14 protein-coding genes and 2 pseudogenes are annotated in these 21,014 nt (G+C 61.8%); 11 read left to right on the forward strand and 5 right to left on the reverse strand.

The window, feature by feature from the left end; genetic code table 11:
- Positions 1-52: 52 nt before the first annotated feature.
- From ACXR0M_RS13390 to edd, 4 genes are all read right to left on the reverse strand, one after another.
- Complete coding sequence (locus tag ACXR0M_RS13390) at positions 53-1,522, reverse strand: ATP-binding protein (RefSeq protein ID WP_458832314.1); 1,470 nt, start codon at positions 1,520-1,522, stop codon at positions 53-55.
- Entirely contained in the window at positions 1,512-2,243 is a 732-nt protein-coding gene (locus ACXR0M_RS13395) for a response regulator (protein ID WP_458832315.1), read from the reverse strand. The genes ACXR0M_RS13390 and ACXR0M_RS13395 overlap by 11 nt, the downstream gene beginning before the upstream one ends.
- Before the next feature lie 166 nt (positions 2,244-2,409).
- Positions 2,410-3,360, reverse strand: a complete 951-nt coding sequence (locus ACXR0M_RS13400; RefSeq protein WP_458832316.1) for a glucokinase — start codon at positions 3,358-3,360, stop codon at positions 2,410-2,412.
- Entirely contained in the window at positions 3,357-5,183 is a 1,827-nt protein-coding gene (edd, locus tag ACXR0M_RS13405; protein ID WP_458832317.1) for a phosphogluconate dehydratase, read from the reverse strand. Before edd ends, ACXR0M_RS13400 begins: the two co-directional genes overlap by 4 nt.
- A gap of 219 nt (positions 5,184-5,402) precedes the next feature.
- On the opposite strand from edd, the gene gap reads away from it, so the two are divergent.
- From gap to ACXR0M_RS13450, 9 genes and pseudogenes are all read left to right on the forward strand, one after another.
- Positions 5,403-6,404 (forward strand): type I glyceraldehyde-3-phosphate dehydrogenase, encoded by a 1,002-nt coding sequence (gene gap, locus ACXR0M_RS13410; protein ID WP_458832318.1) that lies wholly within the window; start codon positions 5,403-5,405, stop codon positions 6,402-6,404.
- A 192-nt stretch (positions 6,405-6,596) separates the two neighbouring features.
- A complete protein-coding gene (locus ACXR0M_RS13415; RefSeq protein ID WP_458832319.1) occupies positions 6,597-7,124 on the forward strand; it encodes an RNA polymerase sigma factor in 528 nt (175 codons plus the stop codon).
- A gap of 100 nt (positions 7,125-7,224) precedes the next feature.
- Positions 7,225-8,190 (forward strand): FecR family protein, encoded by a 966-nt coding sequence (locus tag ACXR0M_RS13420; RefSeq protein ID WP_458832320.1) that lies wholly within the window; start codon positions 7,225-7,227, stop codon positions 8,188-8,190.
- A gap of 122 nt (positions 8,191-8,312) precedes the next feature.
- Positions 8,313-10,901: a TonB-dependent receptor gene (locus ACXR0M_RS13425; RefSeq protein WP_458832321.1), complete on the forward strand. Its 2,589-nt coding sequence runs from the start codon at positions 8,313-8,315 to the stop codon at positions 10,899-10,901.
- Between the two features lie 113 nt (positions 10,902-11,014).
- Positions 11,015-11,611, forward strand: coding sequence for a biliverdin-producing heme oxygenase (locus ACXR0M_RS13430; RefSeq protein ID WP_458832322.1), 597 nt, complete (start codon positions 11,015-11,017; stop codon positions 11,609-11,611).
- 153 nt (positions 11,612-11,764) lie between these two features.
- On the forward strand, positions 11,765-12,160 hold the full coding sequence (locus ACXR0M_RS13435; RefSeq protein WP_458832323.1) for a YbaN family protein: 396 nt from the start codon (positions 11,765-11,767) through the stop codon (positions 12,158-12,160).
- A gap of 704 nt (positions 12,161-12,864) precedes the next feature.
- Positions 12,865-13,854: pseudogene (locus ACXR0M_RS13440) on the forward strand (methyl-accepting chemotaxis protein); the annotation flags it as partial.
- A 333-nt stretch (positions 13,855-14,187) separates the two neighbouring features.
- Positions 14,188-14,712 (forward strand): annotated as a pseudogene (locus tag ACXR0M_RS13445) (methyl-accepting chemotaxis protein); the annotation flags it as partial.
- 194 nt (positions 14,713-14,906) lie between these two features.
- Complete coding sequence (locus ACXR0M_RS13450) at positions 14,907-16,208, forward strand: CoA transferase (protein WP_458832324.1); 1,302 nt, start codon at positions 14,907-14,909, stop codon at positions 16,206-16,208.
- A 198-nt stretch (positions 16,209-16,406) separates the two neighbouring features.
- On the opposite strand, the gene arcD (ACXR0M_RS13455) is transcribed toward ACXR0M_RS13450, so the two are convergent.
- Complete coding sequence (gene arcD, locus ACXR0M_RS13455; RefSeq protein WP_458832325.1) at positions 16,407-17,834, reverse strand: arginine-ornithine antiporter; 1,428 nt, start codon at positions 17,832-17,834, stop codon at positions 16,407-16,409.
- Positions 17,835-18,271: 437 nt separating this feature from the next.
- On the opposite strand from arcD (ACXR0M_RS13455), the gene arcD (ACXR0M_RS13460) reads away from it, so the two are divergent.
- Together arcD (ACXR0M_RS13460) and arcA are read left to right on the forward strand one after the other, a co-directional pair.
- Positions 18,272-19,699 (forward strand): arginine-ornithine antiporter, encoded by a 1,428-nt coding sequence (arcD, locus tag ACXR0M_RS13460; protein WP_458832326.1) that lies wholly within the window; start codon positions 18,272-18,274, stop codon positions 19,697-19,699.
- A 33-nt stretch (positions 19,700-19,732) separates the two neighbouring features.
- Positions 19,733-20,989 carry an arginine deiminase gene (arcA, locus tag ACXR0M_RS13465; protein ID WP_458832327.1) on the forward strand — a complete coding sequence of 419 codons (1,257 nt, stop codon included), beginning with the start codon at positions 19,733-19,735 and terminating at the stop codon, positions 20,987-20,989.
- Positions 20,990-21,014 lie beyond the last annotated feature (25 nt).

Consider the following 21,014-nt stretch of genomic DNA (forward strand, 5'->3'; position numbering starts at 1 on the left):
ATCAGTCCCCTCTCCCCCTGGGAGAGGGCTAGGGTGAGGGAAAGCTTTTGACCTAATCCACTGAACGCGGCAACTGCAAAGTCACCCGCAACCCACCCTCACGCAGATTCTGCAACGTCACCTCGCCGCCATGGCTGTGGGCGATGTTGCGCGCGATGCCGAGGCCCAGACCGTAGCCCTGCTGCTGCCCCGCCAGACGAAAGTGCGGCTCGAACACCTGCTCCAGCCGTTGCTCCGGCACGCCCGGGCCTTCGTCGTCGACGTGCAGGACAAACGCGCGCTCATCGTCGTCGATGTGCAGATGGGCGTTTTGTCCGTACTTCAATGCGTTGTCGATCAGGTTGCCGATGCAGCGCTTCAACGCCAGCGGCTTGCCCGGATACGCCGCCACGGCCTTGCCCTGCTGGGTCACGCGGCCGTTGCCGTTGGGCGCCAGATACGGCTCTACCAGACAATCGAGGACATGGTTCAGGTCCACCGGCTCGATGTTTTCGTGGATGTCGGTGTCTTTGACGCACTGCAGCGCGCCTTTGACCAGCAATTCCAGCTCATCCAGATCACGGCCGAACTTGGTTTGCAGTTGCTCGTCTTCGAGCAATTCGACGCGCAGGCGCAGGCGGGTGATCGGTGTGCGCAGGTCGTGGGAAATCGCGCTGAACAACTGGCTGCGTTCGGTCAGGTACCGGCTGATGCGTTCGCGCATGGTGTTGAACGCACGCCCCACTTCCACCACCTCGCTGCCACCGCCCTCGGCCACCGGCTCGACGTCGGCACCCAACGACAGATCCCGCGCCGCGCGCGCCAGTCGCTTGAGCGGCCGGCTCTGCCAGTGCACCAACAGGCCGATGAACAACAACAGAAAGCCGCTGGTGAGGACGATAAACCACACCTGCTGCGCCGGCAGGCCTTGTTCTTCGAGACTGGTGTAGGGCTCGGGCAACAGCGAGGCGATGTACAGCCACTCGCCCGGCGCCATCTGGATCTGCGTGACCAGCACCGGCGGGTTCACCGGCTCCAGGGTCAGCGCGTAATGCGCCCAGGAGCGCGGCAGTTCGTCGAGTTTGAGCCCGGCATTGAAGATCCGCAGGTCTTCGGGGCTGACGAAGGTCACCGAGATATCGGTGTCATGACCCAGCGACTGGCGCAGCACTTCGTCCACCGCTTGAATCACTGCGGCCTTGCGCGGGGTGATCGGCAGCACGTCCATGCCCAACGGTTTGTCATTGAGCGTGACCACAAAACGGGTGCCGCCCATGCTGCGCAACTGATCGAGCACCAGCGGCCGATAGGCCACCGGCAACGAACGAAAATAACTGACGCTGGCGGTCATCGAATGCGCAAGGCTGCGGGCGCTGGTGACCAGACCTTCGAGCTGGGTCGCGCGCAGTTGCGAAACCCAGATCACGCTGGACAAGGTCTGCGCGAACAGCACCGCCAACAGCGTCAGCAGCAGCATCCGCCCGAGCAGCGAACGCGGCACCGGCACTTTGCTGGCGAGCCGGCGCAGCGCCTCAGTGGCCATTGCCGGCAACCACGTTGGCCGCCAGTTGGTAGCCGCTACCGCGCACGGTGCGGATCAGTCGAGGCGGTTTTTCCGTGTCGCGCAGGCGCTGGCGCAAGCGGCTGACGGCCATGTCGACGATGCGGTCGAGCGGCATCAGGTCGCGGCCACGAGTGGCGTTGCCGATGGTGTCGCGGTCGAGGATTTCCTGCGGATGGTCGAGGAACAGCTTCAGCAGCGCGAAGTCGGCGCCGGAGAGAATCACCTCCTCGCCATCATTGTGGAACAGCCGATGGCTGACCATGTCCAGCCGCCACTCGTCGAAGACCAGCACGTCACTGCTGCCGCGTTCCTGAGCGAACTGCGCACGTCGCAACAAGGCCTTGATCCGCGCCTGCAGTTCACGCGGGCTGAAGGGTTTGCCGAGGTAATCGTCAGCACCAAGCTCCAGACCGATCACCCGGTCGGCCTCGTCGGAACTGGCGGTGAGCATGATGATCGGCACCTGCGCCTGCCGCGGATGCTGGCGCACCCAGCGGCACAGGCTGAAACCGTCTTCGTCGGGCAGCATCACATCGAGGATCACCAGATCGCTCGGCGCCTCGTTGAGCGCCTGGCGGAAACTGGCGCCATCGGCGGTGGCCCGCACCTGAAACCCGGCACGGGTCAGGTAGGTTTCCAGCAACTCGCGTATTTCCTGGTCGTCATCGACCAACAATATCGACTTGTTGACTGAGCTCACTTCGAAGGCATCCTTGTTGTTGGAATTGGGGCGGATTATGCCTGATGAACCTGGAAAATTTATTGCCTGTTCTGGCCCCATCGCTGGCAAGCCAGCTCCCACAAGGATATGCGTTGCTCACAAAACCTGTGGGAGCTGGCTTGCCAGCGATGAAGGCGACTCGGTTTCAAGCCTGTTCGAGCGCCACACCCGCACCCACCAGCCCGGAATACGGCGCCGTCACCAGCCACACCGGAATGCCCTTGAAGTAATCGCTCATGCAGCCTTTGTCGGCAAAGCTGCGGGCGAAACCGCTGTTGAGGAAGAAATCGGCAAAGCGCGGAATCACCCCGCCCACGATATACACGCCGCCGCGACCACCGGTGGTCAGCACGTTGTTGCCGGCCACGCGACCGAGCCAGCAGCAGAACTGCTCCAGCACTTCCAGGGCAATCGGGTCACCGGCCAGGCCGGCTGCAGTAATCGCTTCCGGGGTAGAGAGGGTCGGTTCATGCCCGTCCACCGCGCAGATCGCCCGGTAAACACGCGGCAGGCCGCCACCGCTCAACGCGGTTTCGGCACTGACATGGCCGATTTCGTTGTGGATGTGCTGCCACAGCTGGGTTTCACGCGGGCTGCTCAGCGGCAGATCGACATGCCCGCCCTCCCCCGGCAACGCGGCAAAACGACCTTCACCGAGATCGAGCAGGGTGCCGACACCCAAACCAGTGCCGGGGCCGATCACCACCGCCGGGCGCAACGGCTCCGGCGTGCCTTCGCAAACCACACGGAATTCGCCAGGCTGCAAGCGGGTCATGCCCAGCGCCATCGCCGAGAAGTCGTTGATCAGCAGCAGTTGCTCAACCTGCAAGGTCTGGCAGAACGCCGTGCGGCTCAGGCGCCAGTGATTGTTGGTGAATTTGAATTCATCACCACTCACCGGCCCGGCCACCGACAGGCACACCGAACCGATCGAGCCCGGCACCAGACCGAGGCCGCTCAGGTACAGGCTGATCGCCTGCTCCGGGGTGGCGAAGTCGGCTGTGGCCAGCACTTGCACCGATTCCAGTTGCTGGTTTTTCCACAACGCAAAGCGCGCGTTGGTGCCTCCGATGTCACCGACCAAAGCCAGTTTCAATTAAGCGTCTCCAGGGCAGAAGTGAAGGCGCTGGCGCCCTGCTCCGCCGAGCTGAAGGCCAAACGCATGAAGCCAAACAGTTCGCGACCGCTGCCGATGTTATTGCCCAACAGGCCTTTGGCGGGTTCGCGCGCTGCAAATTCGGCGGCGTCGACTTTGAGTTCCAAAGTGCCTTTGACGCCATCGACGCGGATGATATCGCCCTCTTGCACCCGCGCCAAAGCGCCACCGACATAAGCTTCGGGGCTGACGTGAATCGCTGCAGGAATTTTCCCCGACGCACCGGACATGCGCCCGTCGGTGACCAGCGCGACTTTGAAGCCGCGATCCTGCAGCACGCCGAGGAACGGCGTCATCTTGTGCAGCTCGGGCATGCCATTGGAGCGCGGGCCCTGGAAGCGCATCACCGCGACAAAATCCTTTTCCAGCAGACCGGCCTTGAACGCATCGGCCAGGTCCTGTTGATCCTGAAACACCATGGCCGGTGCTTCGACGATCTGGTTTTCCAGCGCCACGGCGGAGACCTTCATCACCCCGCGCCCGAGGTTGCCTTCCATGACCCGCAGACCGCCCTCAGGCGAGAACGCACGAGCGACCGGGCGCAGGATGTTTTCGTCGAGGCTCTCGATCGGGCCTTCGCGCCACACCAGCTCGCCGTTGTCAAGGAACGGCTCCTTGGTGTAACGGCTCAAACCGTGGCCGAGCACGGTGTTGACGTCTTCGTGCAGGAGGCCGGCTTCGAGCAGTTCGCGGATCAGGAACGACATGCCGCCCGCGGCCTGGAAGTGGTTGATGTCGGCTTTGCCGTTCGGATAGACGTGGCTCAGGGTCGGCACGACTTCAGAGAGGTCGGCCATGTCCTGCCAGGTCAGTTGAATGCCCGCCGCCATGGCGATCGCTGGCATGTGCAAGGTGTGGTTGGTCGAGCCGCCAGTGGCGTGCAGCGCGACGATCGAGTTGACCAGCGCCTTCTCGTCGACGATTTCGCCGATCGGCAGGAAATTGCCGTTCTGCTTGGTCAGACGTGTGACCTGATGTGCGGCTTCGCGGGTCAGCGCGTCACGCAGCGGGGTGTTCGGATTGACGAAAGAGGCGCCCGGCAAATGCAGGCCCATGACTTCCATCAGCAACTGGTTGGTGTTGGCGGTGCCGTAGAACGTGCAGGTGCCCGGGCTGTGGTAGGACTTCATCTCCGATTCCAGCAGCTCTTCGCGGGTCGCCTTGCCTTCGGCGTACTTCTGCCGCACGTCGGCTTTTTCCTTGTTGGAAATCCCCGAGACCATCGGCCCGCCCGGAACGAAGATCGTCGGCAGATGACCGAAACGCAGCGCTCCCATCATCAGGCCCGGCACGATCTTGTCGCAGATACCGAGCATCAGCGCACCGTCGAACATGTTGTGCGACAGCGCCACCGCGGTGGACATGGCGATCACTTCGCGACTTGGCAGGCTCAGTTCCATGCCCGGCTCGCCCTGAGTCACGCCATCGCACATCGCCGGGGTGCCGCCGGCGAACTGGCCGACCGAGCCGATTTCGCGCAAGGCATTCTTGATCTGTTGCGGGAACACTTCGTACGGCTGGTGCGCCGAGAGCATGTCGTTATACGAAGAAACAATGGCGATGTTCGCCGAGTTCATCATCCGCAGGCTGTGCTTGTCTTCGCTGCCACATCCGGCCACGCCGTGGGCGAAGTTGGCGCATTGCAGCTTGCCGCGCATCGGCCCGTCAGTGGCGGCGCCGCGAATCAGTGCAAGGTAAGCCTGACGCGTGGCGCGGCTGCGGGCGATAAGCCGTTCGGTGACCTCAAGAACGCGGGGATGCATGTGTAGAACTCCAGGCTAACGGATGTGGCGACCTGATTGTCTATGCTGATCAAACGCCGTTGTGCTTGGAATGACAGACGGCTTTTTGACCATTCGGACCAGTTGATTCAGGTCACTCGTTGTAGATAAAACAAAATATTGCCACTAAAAAGGCTTGTTTTCTATTTTTATGCGAATAATCTTGTAATTCCAACAACAAAACGACGGCGGCGCTGCTCAATGACTCTTCGAATCGCAATCAATGGTTTTGGCCGCATCGGCCGTAATGTCCTGCGCGCACTGTATACCCAAGGCTATCGACAGGATTTGCAGATCGTCGCCATCAACGATCTGGGCGACAGCGCGATCAATGCCCACCTGCTCAAATACGACACCGTTCACGGCACATTCGACGCCGAAGTGGCCCATGACAATGAGAGCCTGACGGTCAACGGTGATCGCATTGCGGTCAGCGCCATTCGCAACCCGGCCGAACTGCCATGGGCTGCGGAAAAGATCGACGTGGTGTTTGAATGCACCGGCCTGTTCACCGACCGCGCCAAAGCCGCCGCGCATATTAGCGCCGGCGCACGCAAAGTGATCATCTCGGCCCCGGCCAAAGGCGCCGACGCCACCGTGGTTTATGGTGTGAACCACGACATTCTGCGCCAGTCGCACCAGATCATCTCCAACGCGTCGTGCACCACCAACTGCCTGGCGCCCGTGGCGCAGGTGCTGCACCGCGAGCTGGGGATCGAAAGCGGCCTGATGACCACCATTCATGCCTACACCAACGACCAGAACCTCACCGACGTTTACCACACCGACCCGTACCGCGCGCGTTCGGCGACGCAGAACATGATCCCGAGCAAGACCGGCGCTGCCGAAGCGGTAGGCTTGGTGCTGCCGGAACTGGCGGGCAAACTTACCGGTATGGCGGTGCGCGTGCCGGTGATCAATGTGTCGCTGGTGGACCTGACCGTGCAGCTCAAGCGCGAAGCCTCGGCCGACGAGGTCAACGCCCTGCTGAAGGCTGCCAGCCAGCACTCGAAAATTCTTGGTTACAACACCTTGCCGCTGGTTTCCAGCGACTTCAACCACAACCCGCTGTCGTCGATCTTCGACGCCAACCACACCAAGGCCAGCGGCAAGTTGCTGAAAGTGTTGGCCTGGTACGACAACGAGTGGGGCTTCTCCAACCGCATGCTGGATAACTGCCTGGCGTTGTGTAACGCGGAGTAATCCCATATCCCCTTGTGGGAGCGGGCTTGCTCGCGAAGGCGTCGTGTCAGACAACTAATGTATCGACTGACCCACCGCCTTCGCGAGCAAGCCCGCTCCCACGGGGGATATGTGTTGTATTGAAAAACAGGGCTTGACCACTCGACTAGATGATAAGCATTATCATTCGCTCGCAATGGATCAGGTCTCCCCGTGAGTCAATCGCGCTTCAATCACGTCTTCCTCTCTCAGCGCACAACCTTGCTGCGCACGCTCGAGCGGATGGTCAACAACCACAGCACCGCCGAAGACCTGCTGCAGGAAACCTACCTGCGTGTGACGCGGGTGCTGAGCGAGCGCGCCATCGATCACCTTGAACCCTTCGTGTTTCAGACCGCGCGCAATCTGGCGCTGGATCACCTGCGTGCGCGCAAGATTCACGCGCGGACCATGCTCGATGACGTACCGCAAGACGTGGTGCACAGCGTCGCCGCCCCCGCCAGCAGCGCCGAAGATGCCGCCCACGCCGAACAATTGCTGGAGCGCCTGAACGTGAGCCTCAGGCAACTCAGCCCGCGTCAGCAGCAGATTTTCATCCTCAGCCGCCTGCACGGGCACAGTTACCAGGAAATCGCCGACGAACTGGACGTGTCCCTCAGCACCGTGCAGAAGGAACTCAAGCTGATCATGTCGATCTGCATCGGTGTCGCCCAACGCCACGACAGCAGCGGCAAGCTGTAAGCTTCAAGCTCCAAGTAAAACGAAAAGCAGTACACGCATCTGGCTTGCAGCTTGCAGCTTGACGCTAGAAACTGCTTCGCCAGAAGCCCGAGGACACACCGTGACGCAAACCCACCGCCCGCCTTCGCCCGACTCGGCGCAAGACGCCGCCCGTGCAATGGACCAGGCGCTGGACTGGCTCATCGTGCTCGGCAGTGCGGACGACGAGCAGACCCGGCAATTTCACGCGTGGCTGGCAGCCGATCCGTTGAATGCCGAAGCGTTCGCCAAGGCCCAGGCGATCTGGGACGGCCCGCAAGTCGCCGAATGCGCGCAAAGCCTTGCGGCGCAGCCCGCCAAAGTCACGTTGCTCAAACGTCTGCGTCCGCACTGGAAACCGCTCGCCACGGCCGCGCTGTTGATCCTCGGCCTGTTCAGTTTCAGCAACCTGCCGCTGCGCCTGCAGGCCGATCACTTGACCGTGGTCGGCGAGCGCCAGCGCCTGCAACTGGAGGACGGCTCCAAGGTGTTGCTCAACACCAATTCGGCGTTTTCCAGCAGCATCAATGAGCGCCAGCGCGTGGCGCGGCTGTATCAGGGCGAAGCGTTTTTCGAGATTGCCGCGAATCGGGCTCAGCCGCTGGAAATCGACGCCGGCCCGGTGCAGGCCAGCGTGCGCGATACCGATTTTGCCGTGCGTTATCTGGACGGCGTCGCGCAGGTCGATGTGCAGCGCGGCGATGTCGATCTGCGCGCCACGCACAACGATGCGCGCGTGCGTTTGAGCGCTGGCGAAAGCATCCGCGTCGGCCCCAATGGTTTCGACCGTCCGGCCAAGCTTGATGCCGCCACCGACCTGGCCTGGGTTCAGGGCCGTCTGGTGTTCGAGAACTGCCCGCTGAATCAGGTGCTGGCCGAACTGCGCCGCTACTACCCCGGCTGGATCATCAACACCAACCAGCAACTGGCCGAGGTCAACGTCACCGGCAACTACCGCCTCGACCAGCCGCTGGACGTGGTGCGCTCTCTCGCGCACATTACCTCGGCGCGTTTGCAGGAATTCCCCGCGCTGGTGATTCTCAACTAAATGAGAATTATTTTTACTCGATAGCCAAAGCCCGTTCGTCTCGTTATAGCCAATGCAATTGATTCGCATCTTCGGACGCGGATCAGCACCTATAAAGATTCGTGCGACACGGAGCGCTATCGATGTCCTCTCGCCTTACCCGCCAGACTGCTTCCCCTTCCCGCGTATTGTCGCTGCTGACTGCCGCGATCCTCATGGCCGGCACCGCCCCGCTGATGGCGGCCAGCGAACCAGCGGCGCGCAACATGGGTGATTATTCATTCGCGATCGGCCAGCAACCGCTGGTGGCGGCGCTCAATGCCTTCACCTCGGTGACCGGCTGGCAGGTCGGCTTGCCAGCAGAGCTGGGTCAGGGCGTGTCGTCGCCGGGCGTGCGCGGTTCGCTGCCGCCGGAAAAAGCCCTGGAACGCCTGTTGGTGGGGACCAACCTGAGCTTCCGCAAACTGAGCAACAACAACAACGTGGTGCTGGAGAAACGCAGCAGCAGCGGCGCACTTAATCTGGATCAGGTGACCATCAGCGCCACCCGTCAGGAACAGTCGGTCAACAGCGTGCCGGCCACGGTCAGCGTGCAGGCCCGTGAGGATCTGGACCGCAACAACGTCAACACGATCAAGGATCTGGTGCGCTATGAACCGGGCGTGTCCGTCGGCGGTGCCGGCCAGCGCGGCGGGATCAGCGGTTACAACATTCGCGGCATCGACGGCGACCGCATCCTGACTCAGGTCGATGGCGTCGAAGTGCCGGACGGGTTCTTCAACGGCCCGTACGCCAAGACCCAGCGCAATTACGTCGACCCGGAAATCGTCAAACGCGTGGAAATCCTGCGCGGCCCGGCCTCGGTGCTGTACGGCAGCAACGCCATCGGCGGCGCCGTCAGCTATTTCACCCTCGACCCGGATGACATCATCAAGCCCGGCAAAGACCTCGGCGCGCGCCTGAAAACCGGATACAGCTCTGCCGATGACAGCTGGCTGAAATCCGCCACCGTCGCCGGGCGTGCCGAGCAGTTCGACGGCTTGCTGCACTTCAGCCAGCGCGACGGCCACGAAACCGATTCCTACGGCACCAACAACGGCACCGGCCTTGCGCGCACCGCCGCCAACCCGGAAGACGTCGAGGCCAGCAACGTGCTGGCGAAGATCGGCTGGAACTACAACGACGATTCACGTCTGGGCCTGACCTACGAAAAGTACAAAGACGACCGCGACACCGATCAGAAAAGCGCCTACGGCGGCCCCTACTTCAACGGCGCGCCGACCATCCCCAACAGCCTGCTGCCCGGCGGCATGTACCAGTGGCGCACCGGTAACGACACCATCACCCGCGAGCGTTTCGGCGTCGAACACCGCTTCGCCCTCGACAGCCTGCTGGCCGATAACGTGAAGTGGAGCCTCAACCATCAGATCGCCAAGACCGATCAGAGCACCGACGAGTTCTACTACCCGATGACCCGCAAAGTGCTGCGCACCCGCGACACGGTCTACGAGGAAAAACAGTGGGTGTTCGACGCCCAACTGGACAAGGCCTTCGCCCTCGGTGACACCGATCACGTACTGACCTACGGCACCACGATCAAACAGCAGAAGGTCACCGGTTCGCGCAGCGGTGACGGCAAGTGCCTGGCGGTCGGCCGTGGCTGCACGGCCATCGGCGCCACCAGCGCGGCGGATGTGCTGAAGAAGTCCAGCGACTTCCCGGACCCGACCATCAACACCTACAGCCTGTTCGCTCAGGATCAGATCAGCTGGAACAACTGGACCTTCCTCCCGGGCCTGCGCTACGACTACACCCAGCTCAAGCCGCACATCACCCAGGAATTCCTCAACACCGTGGCCGCCGACGGTAACGGCACGGTCAGCGACCAGAACAAGACCTGGCACAAAGTCTCGCCCAAATTCGGCCTGACCTACGCCCTGAGCGAAAACTACACCTGGTACGGCCAGTACGCCGAAGGGTTCCGCACGCCGACCGCGAAAGCACTGTACGGGCGCTTTGAAAACAGCACCACCGGCTACAACGTGGCGCCGAATCCGAACCTCGAACCGGAAAAAAGCCAAAGTTATGAAACCGGTCTGCGCGGCAACTTCGAGCAAGGTTCGTTCGACGTGGCGGTGTTCTATAACAAGTACCGCGACTTCATCAACGAAGACGCGGTTACCCCCGGCTACGACGAGCTGACCTTCCAGTCGAGCAACATCAAGCACGCGACGATCAAGGGCGCCGAAGTCAAAGGGCGTCTGAATCTGGATGCGTTCGGCGCGCCGCAGGGCCTCTATAGCCAAGGCTCGATTGCCTACGCCTACGGTCGCAACAACGACAACGGCGAGCCGCTCAACAGCGTCAATCCGCTGACCGGCGTATTCGGCGTGGGTTACGACCAGGACAACTATGGCGCCTTGTTGAGCTGGACCGTGGTGAAGAAAAAGGACCGCGTCGACGACAGCAACTTCAAGTCGCCGGATGGCGTCAGCAGCCAGTTCAAGACTCCGGGCTTCGGCATTCTCGATCTGGCCGGCTATTACAAGGTCAGCGACGACATCACCGTCAGCGGCGGCATCTACAACCTGACCGACAAGAAATACTGGTTGTGGGATGACGTGCGCGGTTACGACAGCGTCGGCGAAGCCTCGGTGACGCAACCGGCCAACCTCGATCGCCTGACCCATCCGGGCCGCAACTTCGCGATCAATCTGGTCTGGGACATCTGATCCGGACGGCCCGGCGACGCGCGCATCGATCAGCGTGTCGCCGGGCTTTTTTTACGCTTTGGCAGCTGCCCGTTCGTCTCATTATCAAGCGCCTCTTTTATCAAGGACACCTCATGACCACTTCGGAAAAAGCCCTGCGTTCACAACGCCTGAACCAGATCACCCACGCGCCGCACAGCAAGCTCGACGCCTTGGTCAAGGCTCACGCGCCGTTCGAAACCCGCGCCAGCTTTGCGCGTTTCGTGGTCGCGCAGTACCTGTTCCAGTCGGAACTGGTCGAGCTGTACAACAACCCCGAACTGACTGCGATCATTCCCGATCTGCCGACTCGCTGCCGTGCTGAGGCGGCCAAAGCCGATCTCGCCGACCTGCACACCGAAGTCCCGGCGCCGGTGGCGGGCGCAGTGAAGAACCCAAGCAAGGCCCGTGCGCTCGGCTGGCTGTTCGTCTCCGAAGGTTCGAAGCTCGGCGCGGCGTTCCTGATCAAACGCGCCGCGGCGCTGGAGCTGAGCGAAACCTTCGGTGCCCGCCATCTGGGTGAGCCCGAAGGTGGTCGCGCCGAGGGCTGGAAAAGCTTCGTGCGCACCCTCGACGCGCTGCCGTTCACTGCCGAGGAAGAAGCCGACGTCGAGCAAGGCGCGCTTGATGCGTTCAACCGCTTCACCGTGCTGCTGGAACAGGCTTACGCCACCGAAGCCGAACCGGCCTGACACACCACAAATCCCCTGTAGGAGCTGCCGCAGGCTGCGATCTTTTGATTTTGCTTTTCAAGATCAAAAGATCGCAGCCTGCGGCAGCTCCTACAGGGGAATCGCGTAAGCCTGTAAGATTCCCGTCCCGCTTCAGAAGCCACCGCTGAGCCCATGCCGCAACCCGCCTCCTCCAAACTCGCCCGTCTGCTGTTCGGCGTGCTGGCCTACGTCAGCCTCGGCATCGGCCTGATTGCGATCGTCGTGCCCGGCCTGCCGACCACCGAGTTCATCCTGCTGGCCGCCTGGGCCGCCACGCGCAGCTCGCCGCGCCTGAGTGCCTGGCTGGAAAACCATCGGCTGTTCGGGCCGATTCTGCACAACTGGCGCAACGGCAAGATCATCGCGCGCAAGGCCAAGGTCAGCGCCACGCTCAGCATGCTGCTGTGTGCGACGCTGATGCTGGTGATGCTCGATCACGGCTGGCCGGTGTACCTGGCGATTGCCGGGATGAGCCTGGGCAATCTGTGGATCTGGTCGCGGCCGGAGGGCATTCCGAAGTCTGTCTGACCACCGCCTGTCAGGGGTAAATGGGCTTTTTGTGGTGAGGGGATTCATCCCCGATTGGCTGCGAAGCGGCCACTGACATCCGCAGGGTTTCAGTTTGAAATGGGTTCGCAGGTTTTGGGTCTGCTCCGCAGACCATCGGGGCGGTGCGACGTTTCGATAAATCCCCTCGCCACAAAGGCTCCCCACTGCTCTTGCTCGAGCAAACAGGTTATTCAAAGTGCTGAAACTTCCCTGTAATAAAGCCCCTTTTCAGCACAATCCCCTGCGCAAACGTTTAGCGCTGACCGTCCGTCGGCAAGCGCCTCATGCGACCTCGCTGCGCGCCGATGAGCAATGCATGGCGCTGAATGGATTTGGCAGACCGGTTATTTCGCCCGGGCCACCTGCTCCTTTTTCATTCACGGGATCACCCCATGTTCGACTCTCTCTCCATTCGCCTGAAAATCGTTCTGCTCTCCGGTCTGTGTCTGCTCGGTGTGGTCGCGCTGATCGTCGGCATGAACATTTACCAGACCAACCAGAACGACGTACTGGTCAGCGACTCCAGCAACAAACTGCTGACGGCCAGCGTGCAGAACCTGTTGCAGGCCAAGGCTGCCGAGCAAGCGGTACGGGTGCAAAAAACCTTCGGCGAAAGCCTGACGGTAATCACTGCCCTCGCCGATCAGATCAAGGACATGCGGGTGATGGCCGCCAAGCGTTCGATGGACGCCGGCGCCCTGCGTGAAGAGTTGAACCTGAGTCTGAAAACCGCATTCGCGCGCAATGACAAGGTGCTCGGCATCTGGCTTGCCTTCGAACCCAACGGCCTCGATGGCAAGGACAGCGAGTTCGTCAACGATGCTGCGCGCCAATCCAACGAAGCCGGACGTTTTGCGACGTACTGGAGCCGCGCTGCCGGGTCCGCGCTGAACACGATCATGGTCGAAGAAGACATGACCAAGACCACCCTCAGCGTCAGCGGCACGCCGTACAACAGTTGGTACACCTGCCCTCGTGACAACAAGCGCACCTGCCTGCTCGACCCGTACGCCGACACCGTCGGCGGCAAGGAAATGTTGATGACCACCATTTCCGTGCCGCTGATCGTCGACGGCAAGGCCATCGGCGTGGCCGGCGTCGACATCGCCCTCGACGCCCTGCAAGCGGCGGCCGTGGAGTCCCAGCGCAACCTGTTCAACAACACCGGGCACATGCTGATCGTCTCCGGCAGCGGCGTGCTCGCTGCCGACAGTTCCGACGCAACCCGGGTCGGCAAGAACATCAGCGATACCCTCGGCGCCGACGGCAAGGACCTGCTGCAACTGGTGAGCAGCGGCACACCGAAAATTCTCGAACAGGGCGAGTTGATTCGCGCCGTGTACCCGGTCGATCCAATCGGCAATTCGCGAGCCTGGGGCGTAGTCATCGACCTGCCGAAACAGGTGCTGCTGGCCGACTCGGTCAAGCTGCAAGCGGTACTCGACGATGCCCAGGAAACCGGGGTGATCACCGCGCTGCTGGTGGCGGTGGCCGCCGGTCTGATCGGCCTGTTGCTGATCTGGCTCACCGCGTCGGGCGTGACCCGACCGATCAACAGCGTCGCTGAAATGCTGAAGAACATCGCCAGCGGTGAAGGCGATCTGACCCAGCGTCTGGACTACAGCAAGCGCGATGAACTGGGCGAACTGGTGAACTGGTTCAATCGCTTCCTCGACAAGCTGCAACCGACCATCGCCCAGATCAAGCAGAGCATCACCGAGGCCCGCGGCACTGCCGACCAGTCTTCGGAAATCGCCCGGCAGACCAGCGAAGGCATGCAGGTGCAGTTCCGCGAGATCGATCAGGTGGCCACCGCCTCCAACGAAATGAGCGCCACCGCCCACGACGTCGCCAACAGTGCCTCGAACGCAGCCAACGCCGCCAAGGGTGCCGATCAGTCGGCCAGGGACGGCCTGTCGATCATCGAGCGCAGCACCCGCGACATCAATCAACTGGCCGACGAAGTCAGCAAAGCGGTGAGCGAAGTGGAAGAGCTGGCGGTCAACAGCGAGCAGATCGGTTCGGTGCTGGAAGTGATCCGCAGCATCGCCGAACAGACCAACCTGCTGGCGCTCAACGCCGCCATCGAAGCCGCGCGTGCCGGCGAGAGCGGGCGTGGTTTCGCGGTGGTGGCCGATGAAGTGCGCAACCTGGCCAAGCGCACCCAGGATTCGGTGGAAGAAATCCGCGTGGTGATCGAGCGCATCCAGACCGGCACCCGTGGCGTGGTGGCGACCATGCATTCGAGCCAGACCCAGGCGCACAACAACGCCGGACAGATTCGGCAGGCGGTGGACGCGCTGGGCAAGATCAGCGATGCGGTGACGGTGATCAGCGACATGAACCTGCAGATCGCCAGCGCCGCCGAACAACAGAGCGCCGTGGCCGAAGAGGTCAACCGCAACGTCTCGGCGATACGCAGCGTCACCGAAACCCTGACCGAACAGGCGACCGAGTCGGCGGCAATCAGCAGCCAGCTCAATGCCCTGGCGAGCCAGCAGATGAAGTTGATGGATCAGTTCCGCGTCTGAATCCCACCACCATCCCTGTGGGAGCTGGCTTGCCAGCGATGGCGGTGAATCAGTCGACACATGCTTGGCTGACCCACCGCTATCGCTGGCAAGCCAGCTCCCACAGGTTCCAGTGATATCCCGATAATCGGGGATTTCATCTGACTCGATGATCTTTTGCACTATCATCGCCCTCTCCCCCCGGAGGGCCTTCGATGACTGATTTACTAACGTCCATTCAAGCCGCACTCGGCCTGCCGCACACGCCGATTCCCTTCACCGCCACTGGCGCCCTGTCCTCGGCGTTTGCCGTCACCGACCTGGCCTGCGCCAGCATCGCCGCCGCCGGTCAGGCCGTCGCCGAACTGCTTCAACAACAAACCGGGCATCTTCCCGCCGTGGCGATTGATCGACGCCTGGCCTCGTTCTGGTTCTCCACCTCGCTGCGCCCGATCGGCTGGGAAATCCCGCCGCTGTGGGATCCGATCGCCGGTGACTACGCGACCAAGGACGGCTGGATCCGCCTGCACACCAACGCCCCGCACCACCGCGCCGCTGCCGAGCGCGTGCTGGGTATCTGCGCCGACCGCGCCGCGATGGCGGAGAAAGTCGCGCGATGGTCCAGTGCCGAACTGGAACAAGCGGTGGTCGCGGCCAACGGCTGTGCTGCCGAAATGCGCAGCTGGGCGCAGTGGCAGCAACATCCGCAGGGGCTGGCGGTGAATGCCGAACCGTTGGTGCGGTTCATCGACGCGCCGGATGAAAACAACCATCCGTGGCGAGGCTCGATTACGCAACCGCTGGCCGGCCTCAAGGTGCTGGACCTGACTCGCGTCCTCGCCGGCCCCACCGCCAGCCGCTTTCTCGCCGGCCTCGGCGCCAACGTGCTGCGTATCGATCCGCCGAGCTGGAACGAGCCGGGCGTCATCCCCGACATGACCCTTGGCAAACGCTGCGCACGTCTGGATCTGCAGCAGCCGACTGATCGCCTGCTGCTGGAAAGCCTGTTGCAGGATGCCGACATCCTCGTGCACGGCTACCGCGCCGATGCGCTGGAACAGCTCGGCTTCGGCGCCGAACGCCGTCGGCAACTGGCCCCGGGGCTGATCGACGTCGGCCTCAATGCCTACGGCTGGAGCGGCCCGTGGCAGAACCGCCGTGGTTTCGACAGCCTGGTGCAGATGAGTAGCGGCATCGCCGAGGCCGGGCAGCGCTGGAAGCATGCCGACACACCGACGCCGCTGCCTGTGCAGGCGCTGGACCATGCCACTGGGTATCTGCTGGCGGCGAGTGCGATTAGGCTTCTGACACAACGGTTAGCCACTGGCCGCGCAGGTTCGGCACGTTTATCGCTGGCGCGCACCGCCAGGCTGCTGATCGAGCACGGGCCGGGGACGAGCGAGGCGTTACGCGCTGAAGAGGCACTGGATCAAAACCCGCAAGTCGAGCAGACGCCGTGGGGGCCGGCGCGGCGCTTGCTGGCACCGCTGACAATCAGCGGGACGCCGCTGCAGTAGGCGTTGCCGGCCAGCGAATTGGGTTCGCATCGCCCGCATTGGTGACCTTCAAACCGCCTTCGCGAGCAAGCCCGCTCCCACATTTGGAAAGCGTTCCCCTGCAGGAGGTTGTTCCCATATTTGGAATGCATTCCCTGTGGGAGCGGGCTTGCTCGCGAAGAGGCCCGCACTGACACCACCGATACAGAATCCACTCACCTACAACGACAACACCCCACTGTACAACCCATACGCCGCCAGCCCCGCGCCAATGACCACACAGGCGAAAATCCCCTTCTCCACAGTCGTGAACAGTGGCTGACCCTGCTCGCGCTTGGCCTTGGCGAACAGCACCACCCCCGGCGCATACAGCAGCGCCGACAGCAGCAGGTATTTGATCCCGCCGGCATACAGCAGCCACACCGCATAACACAGGGCGATGCCGCCGATCAGCAGGTCCTTGGTGCGTTCAGCGGAGGCATGTTCGTAGGTTTCGCCACGCCCGCTGAGCAGCACCGCGTACGCCGCCGACCACAGGTACGGCACCAGAATCATCGACGAGGCGAGGTAGATCAGGCTGGTGTAAGTGCCTGCGGAAAACAGCGTGATCAGCAGGAAGATCTGGATCATCACGTTGGTCAGCCACAGCGCATTGACCGGCACATGGTTGGCGTTTTCCTTTTTCAGGAACGCCGGCATGGTCTTGTCCCGCGCCGTGGCAAACAGGATTTCTGCGCACAGCAGCGCCCACGACAGCAAGGCGCCGAGCAGCGAAATCGCCAGACCCAGGCTGATCAGCAACGCGCCCCACGGGCCGACGATGTGCTCCAGCACCGCGGCCAGTGACGGGTTCTGCAGGTTCGCCAGTTCCGGCTGGCTCATGATCCCCAGCGACAGCACGTTGACCAGCACCAGCAGCGCCAGCACCCCGAGAAAACCGATCACCGTGGCGCGGCCGACGTCGCTGCGTTTTTCCGCCCGCGCGGAGTACACACTCGCGCCCTCGATGCCGATGAACACGAACACCGTGACCAGCATCATGTTGCGCACCTGATCCATCACTCCGCCGAAACTCGGGTTGCTGCGGCCCCAGATGTCGCGGGTAAAAATGTCGGCCTTGAACGCCACTGCCGCAATGACGATGAACATGATCAAGGGCACGATCTTGGCGACCGTGGTCACCTGATTGATGAACGTCGCCTCCTTGATCCCGCGCATCACCAGAAAATGCACGGCCCACAGCAGCACCGACGCGCAACCGATGGCCACCGGCGTATTGCCCTGGCCGAACACCGGAAAAAAGTAGCCGAGGGTGCTGAACAGCAACACGAAATAACCGACGTTGCCCAGCCACGCGCTGATCCAGTAACCCCAGGCGGACGAGAAACCCATGTAGTCGCCGAACCCGGCCTTGGCGTAGGCGTAGACGCCGGAGTCCAGCTCGGGCTTGCGGTTGGCCAGAGTCTGGAACACGAAGGCCAGGGTCAGCATGCCGATCGCGGTGATGCCCCAGCCAATCAGGATGGCGCCGGCATCGGCGCGTGCCGCCATGTTCTGCGGCAGGGAAAAAATCCCCCCGCCAATCATCGATCCCACCACCAGGGCAATCAACGCACCCAGTTGCAGCTTTTGCGTCGGTTGCGACATTCCAGTCTCCCTTTCCCGTCGGCGGCGCACGCCTTTACAACATCAATTATTAACTAACCGGATAAAGCGTAAGTACGTTTATTGAATAACGCCAATCACGCCTTTTATATAGCGAACGGCACTAACCCATAACACAGTTAATCGCGTTTTGTGCGCTGTTTCTGATAATTCAATTCTGTACTGAAAACAGCTGTGAAAAATTTGCCAAAAGCCCAAAACAAACTAGCGTGATAATTCGAAAGCAATAGCATCGATTCCCAACCACACCTCTGGAGGCCTTTGAAACAGGCGTTTTCCGGCAGCAGAGTTATGCCATCTGCTCTCTCATAAGTCATTCATTAACAATGGAATGTGCCCATGAACTGATCCAGGTCAGCTGTTCGAACAGACAACAGCACTACGCTGTGAACTCTTCTCTCCTGCAATGGAGTTATGCAATGTCTGAAGCTCCCGGAAAACTAAGACTCGGTGCCTTGGTTGCATTGGTAGTCGGTTCAATGATCGGTGGCGGGATATTTTCCTTGCCACAAAACATGGCCGCCAGCGCCGATGTAGGCGCGGTGCTGATCGGTTGGGCCATCACCGCCATCGGCATGCTGACTCTGGCTTTTGTCTTTCAAACCCTCGCCAATCGCAAACCTGATCTGGACGGCGGGGTTTACGCCTACGCCAAGGCCGGATTCGGCGATTACATGGGTTTCTCGTCCGCCTGGGGTTACTGGATCAGTGCCTGGCTGGGCAACGTTGGTTACTTTGTTCTGCTGTTCAGTACCCTCGGTTTTTTCTTTCCGGTGTTTGGCGAAGGCAACACGGTGGCGGCGGTGATTGGCGCCTCGGTGTTGCTCTGGGCCGTGCATTTCCTGGTGCTGCGCGGGATCAAGGAGGCAGCGTTCATCAACCTGGTGACCACCGTCGCCAAGGTCGTGCCGCTGCTGCTGTTTGTGCTGATCGCGATCTTCGCGTTCAAGCTGGACATCTTCACCGCTGACATCTGGGGCGTGAAAAACCCGGACTTGGGCAGCGTGATGAACCAGGTGCGCAACATGATGCTGGTCACCGTGTGGGTGTTCATCGGCATCGAGGGCGCGAGCATCTTCTCCGCTCGCGCCGAGAAACGTTCGGATGTGGGCAAGGCCACGGTGATCGGTTTCATCACCGTGCTGCTGTTCCTGGTGCTGGTCAACGTGCTGTCGCTGGGCATCATGACCCAACCGGAACTGGCGAAACTGCCGAACCCGTCCATGGCCCGCGTGCTTGAGCATGTGGTAGGGCACTGGGGCGCGGTGCTGATCAGCGTCGGTCTGATCATCTCGCTGCTCGGCGCATTGCTGTCGTGGGTGCTGCTGTGTGCGGAGATCATGTTCGCCGCCGCCAAAGACCACACCATGCCCGAGTTCCTGCGCAAGGAAAACGCCAACCACGTGCCGGTCAACGCCCTGTGGCTGACCAACGCGATGGTCCAGCTGTTCCTGATCATCACCCTGTTCTCGGCCAGTACTTACCTGTCGCTGATCTACCTCGCGACCTCGATGATTCTGGTGCCGTACCTGTGGTCGGCGGCCTACGCCCTGCTGCTCGCGGTGCGCGGCGAAACCTACGAAGGCTTTGCGGCCGAGCGGCGCAAGGATCTGCTCATCGGCGGCATCGCGCTGGTCTATGCGGTCTGGCTGCTGTACGCCGGCGGCGTCAAGTACCTGCTGCTCTCGGCCCTGCTGTATGCCCCCGGCGCGATCCTGTTCGCCAAGGCCAAGCTCGAACTCAAACAAGCGGTTTTCACCAACGTCGAGAAGCTGATTTTCGCCGCAGTGGTTGTGGGCGCCATCGTCGCCGCCTACGGACTGTTTGACGGCTTCCTGACTCTGTAATCCCTGATTGATCTGTTATCTGGAGGATCTGAAATGACCACGGAAAAAGTTAAGTACGGCGTCCATTCCGAAGCCGGCAAACTGCGCAAAGTCATGGTTTGTTCCCCAGGCCTGGCCCATCAGCGGCTGACCCCGAGCAACTGCGATGAACTGCTGTTCGACGATGTCATCTGGGTCAACCAGGCCAAGCGCGACCACTTCGATTTCGTCACCAAAATGCGCGAGCGCGGCATCGAAGTGCTGGAGATGCACAACCTGCTCACCGAAACCGTGCAGAACCCGGAAGCGCTGAAATGGATTCTTGATCGCAAGATCACCGCCGACACTGTCGGTCTGGGCCTGACCAACGAAGTGCGCAGCTGGCTCGAAGGCCTGGAGCCGCGCAGGCTCGCCGAATTCCTGATCGGCGGCGTGGCCGGTGAAGACCTGCCCGACAGCGAAGGCTCCGACGTCATCAAGATGTACCGCGATTATCTGGGCCACTCGAGTTTCCTCCTCGACCCGCTGCCCAACACCCAGTTCACCCGCGACACCACCTGCTGGATCTACGGCGGCGTGACCCTCAATCCGATGTACTGGCCGGCGCGCCGTCAGGAAACCCTGCTGACCACCGCCATCTACAAATTCCACCCCGAGTTCACCAACGCCGATTTCGAGGTCTGGTACGGCGATCCGGATGTCGATCACGGCAAGGCGACGCTGGAAGGTGGTGACGTCATGCCGATCGGCAACGGCGTGGTATTGATTGGCATGGGCGAACGCACGTCGCGCCAGGCCATCGCGCAACTGGCGCAGTCCCTGTTCGCCAAAGGCGCGGTGGATAAAGTGGTGGTCGCCGGCCTGCCGAAATCCCGCGCGGCGATGCACCTGGACACCGTGTTCAGCTTCTGCGACCGCGATCTGGTGACGATCTTCCCTGAGGTGGTCAAGGAAATCGTGCCGTTCATCATCCGTCCCGACAACAGCAAGCCGTATGGCCTCGATGTGCGACGGGAGAACAAGACCTTCCTCGAAGTGGTGGCCAGTTCGCTCAACCTGCCGAACCTGCGGGTGGTGGAAACCGGCGGCAACAGCTTCGCCGCCGAACGCGAGCAATGGGACGACGGCAACAACGTGGTGGCCGTGGAGCCGGGCGTGGTCATCGGCTACGACCGCAACACCTACACCAACACCCTGCTGCGCAAGGCCGGTGTCGAGGTCATCACCATCAGCGCCGGTGAACTGGGCCGTGGCCGTGGCGGCGGCCACTGCATGACCTGCCCGATCATCCGCGACCCAATCGATTACTAAACGACCATCTCCCGGCCGCACTTAT

Source organism: Pseudomonas sp. Eth.TT006, assembly GCF_054456575.1.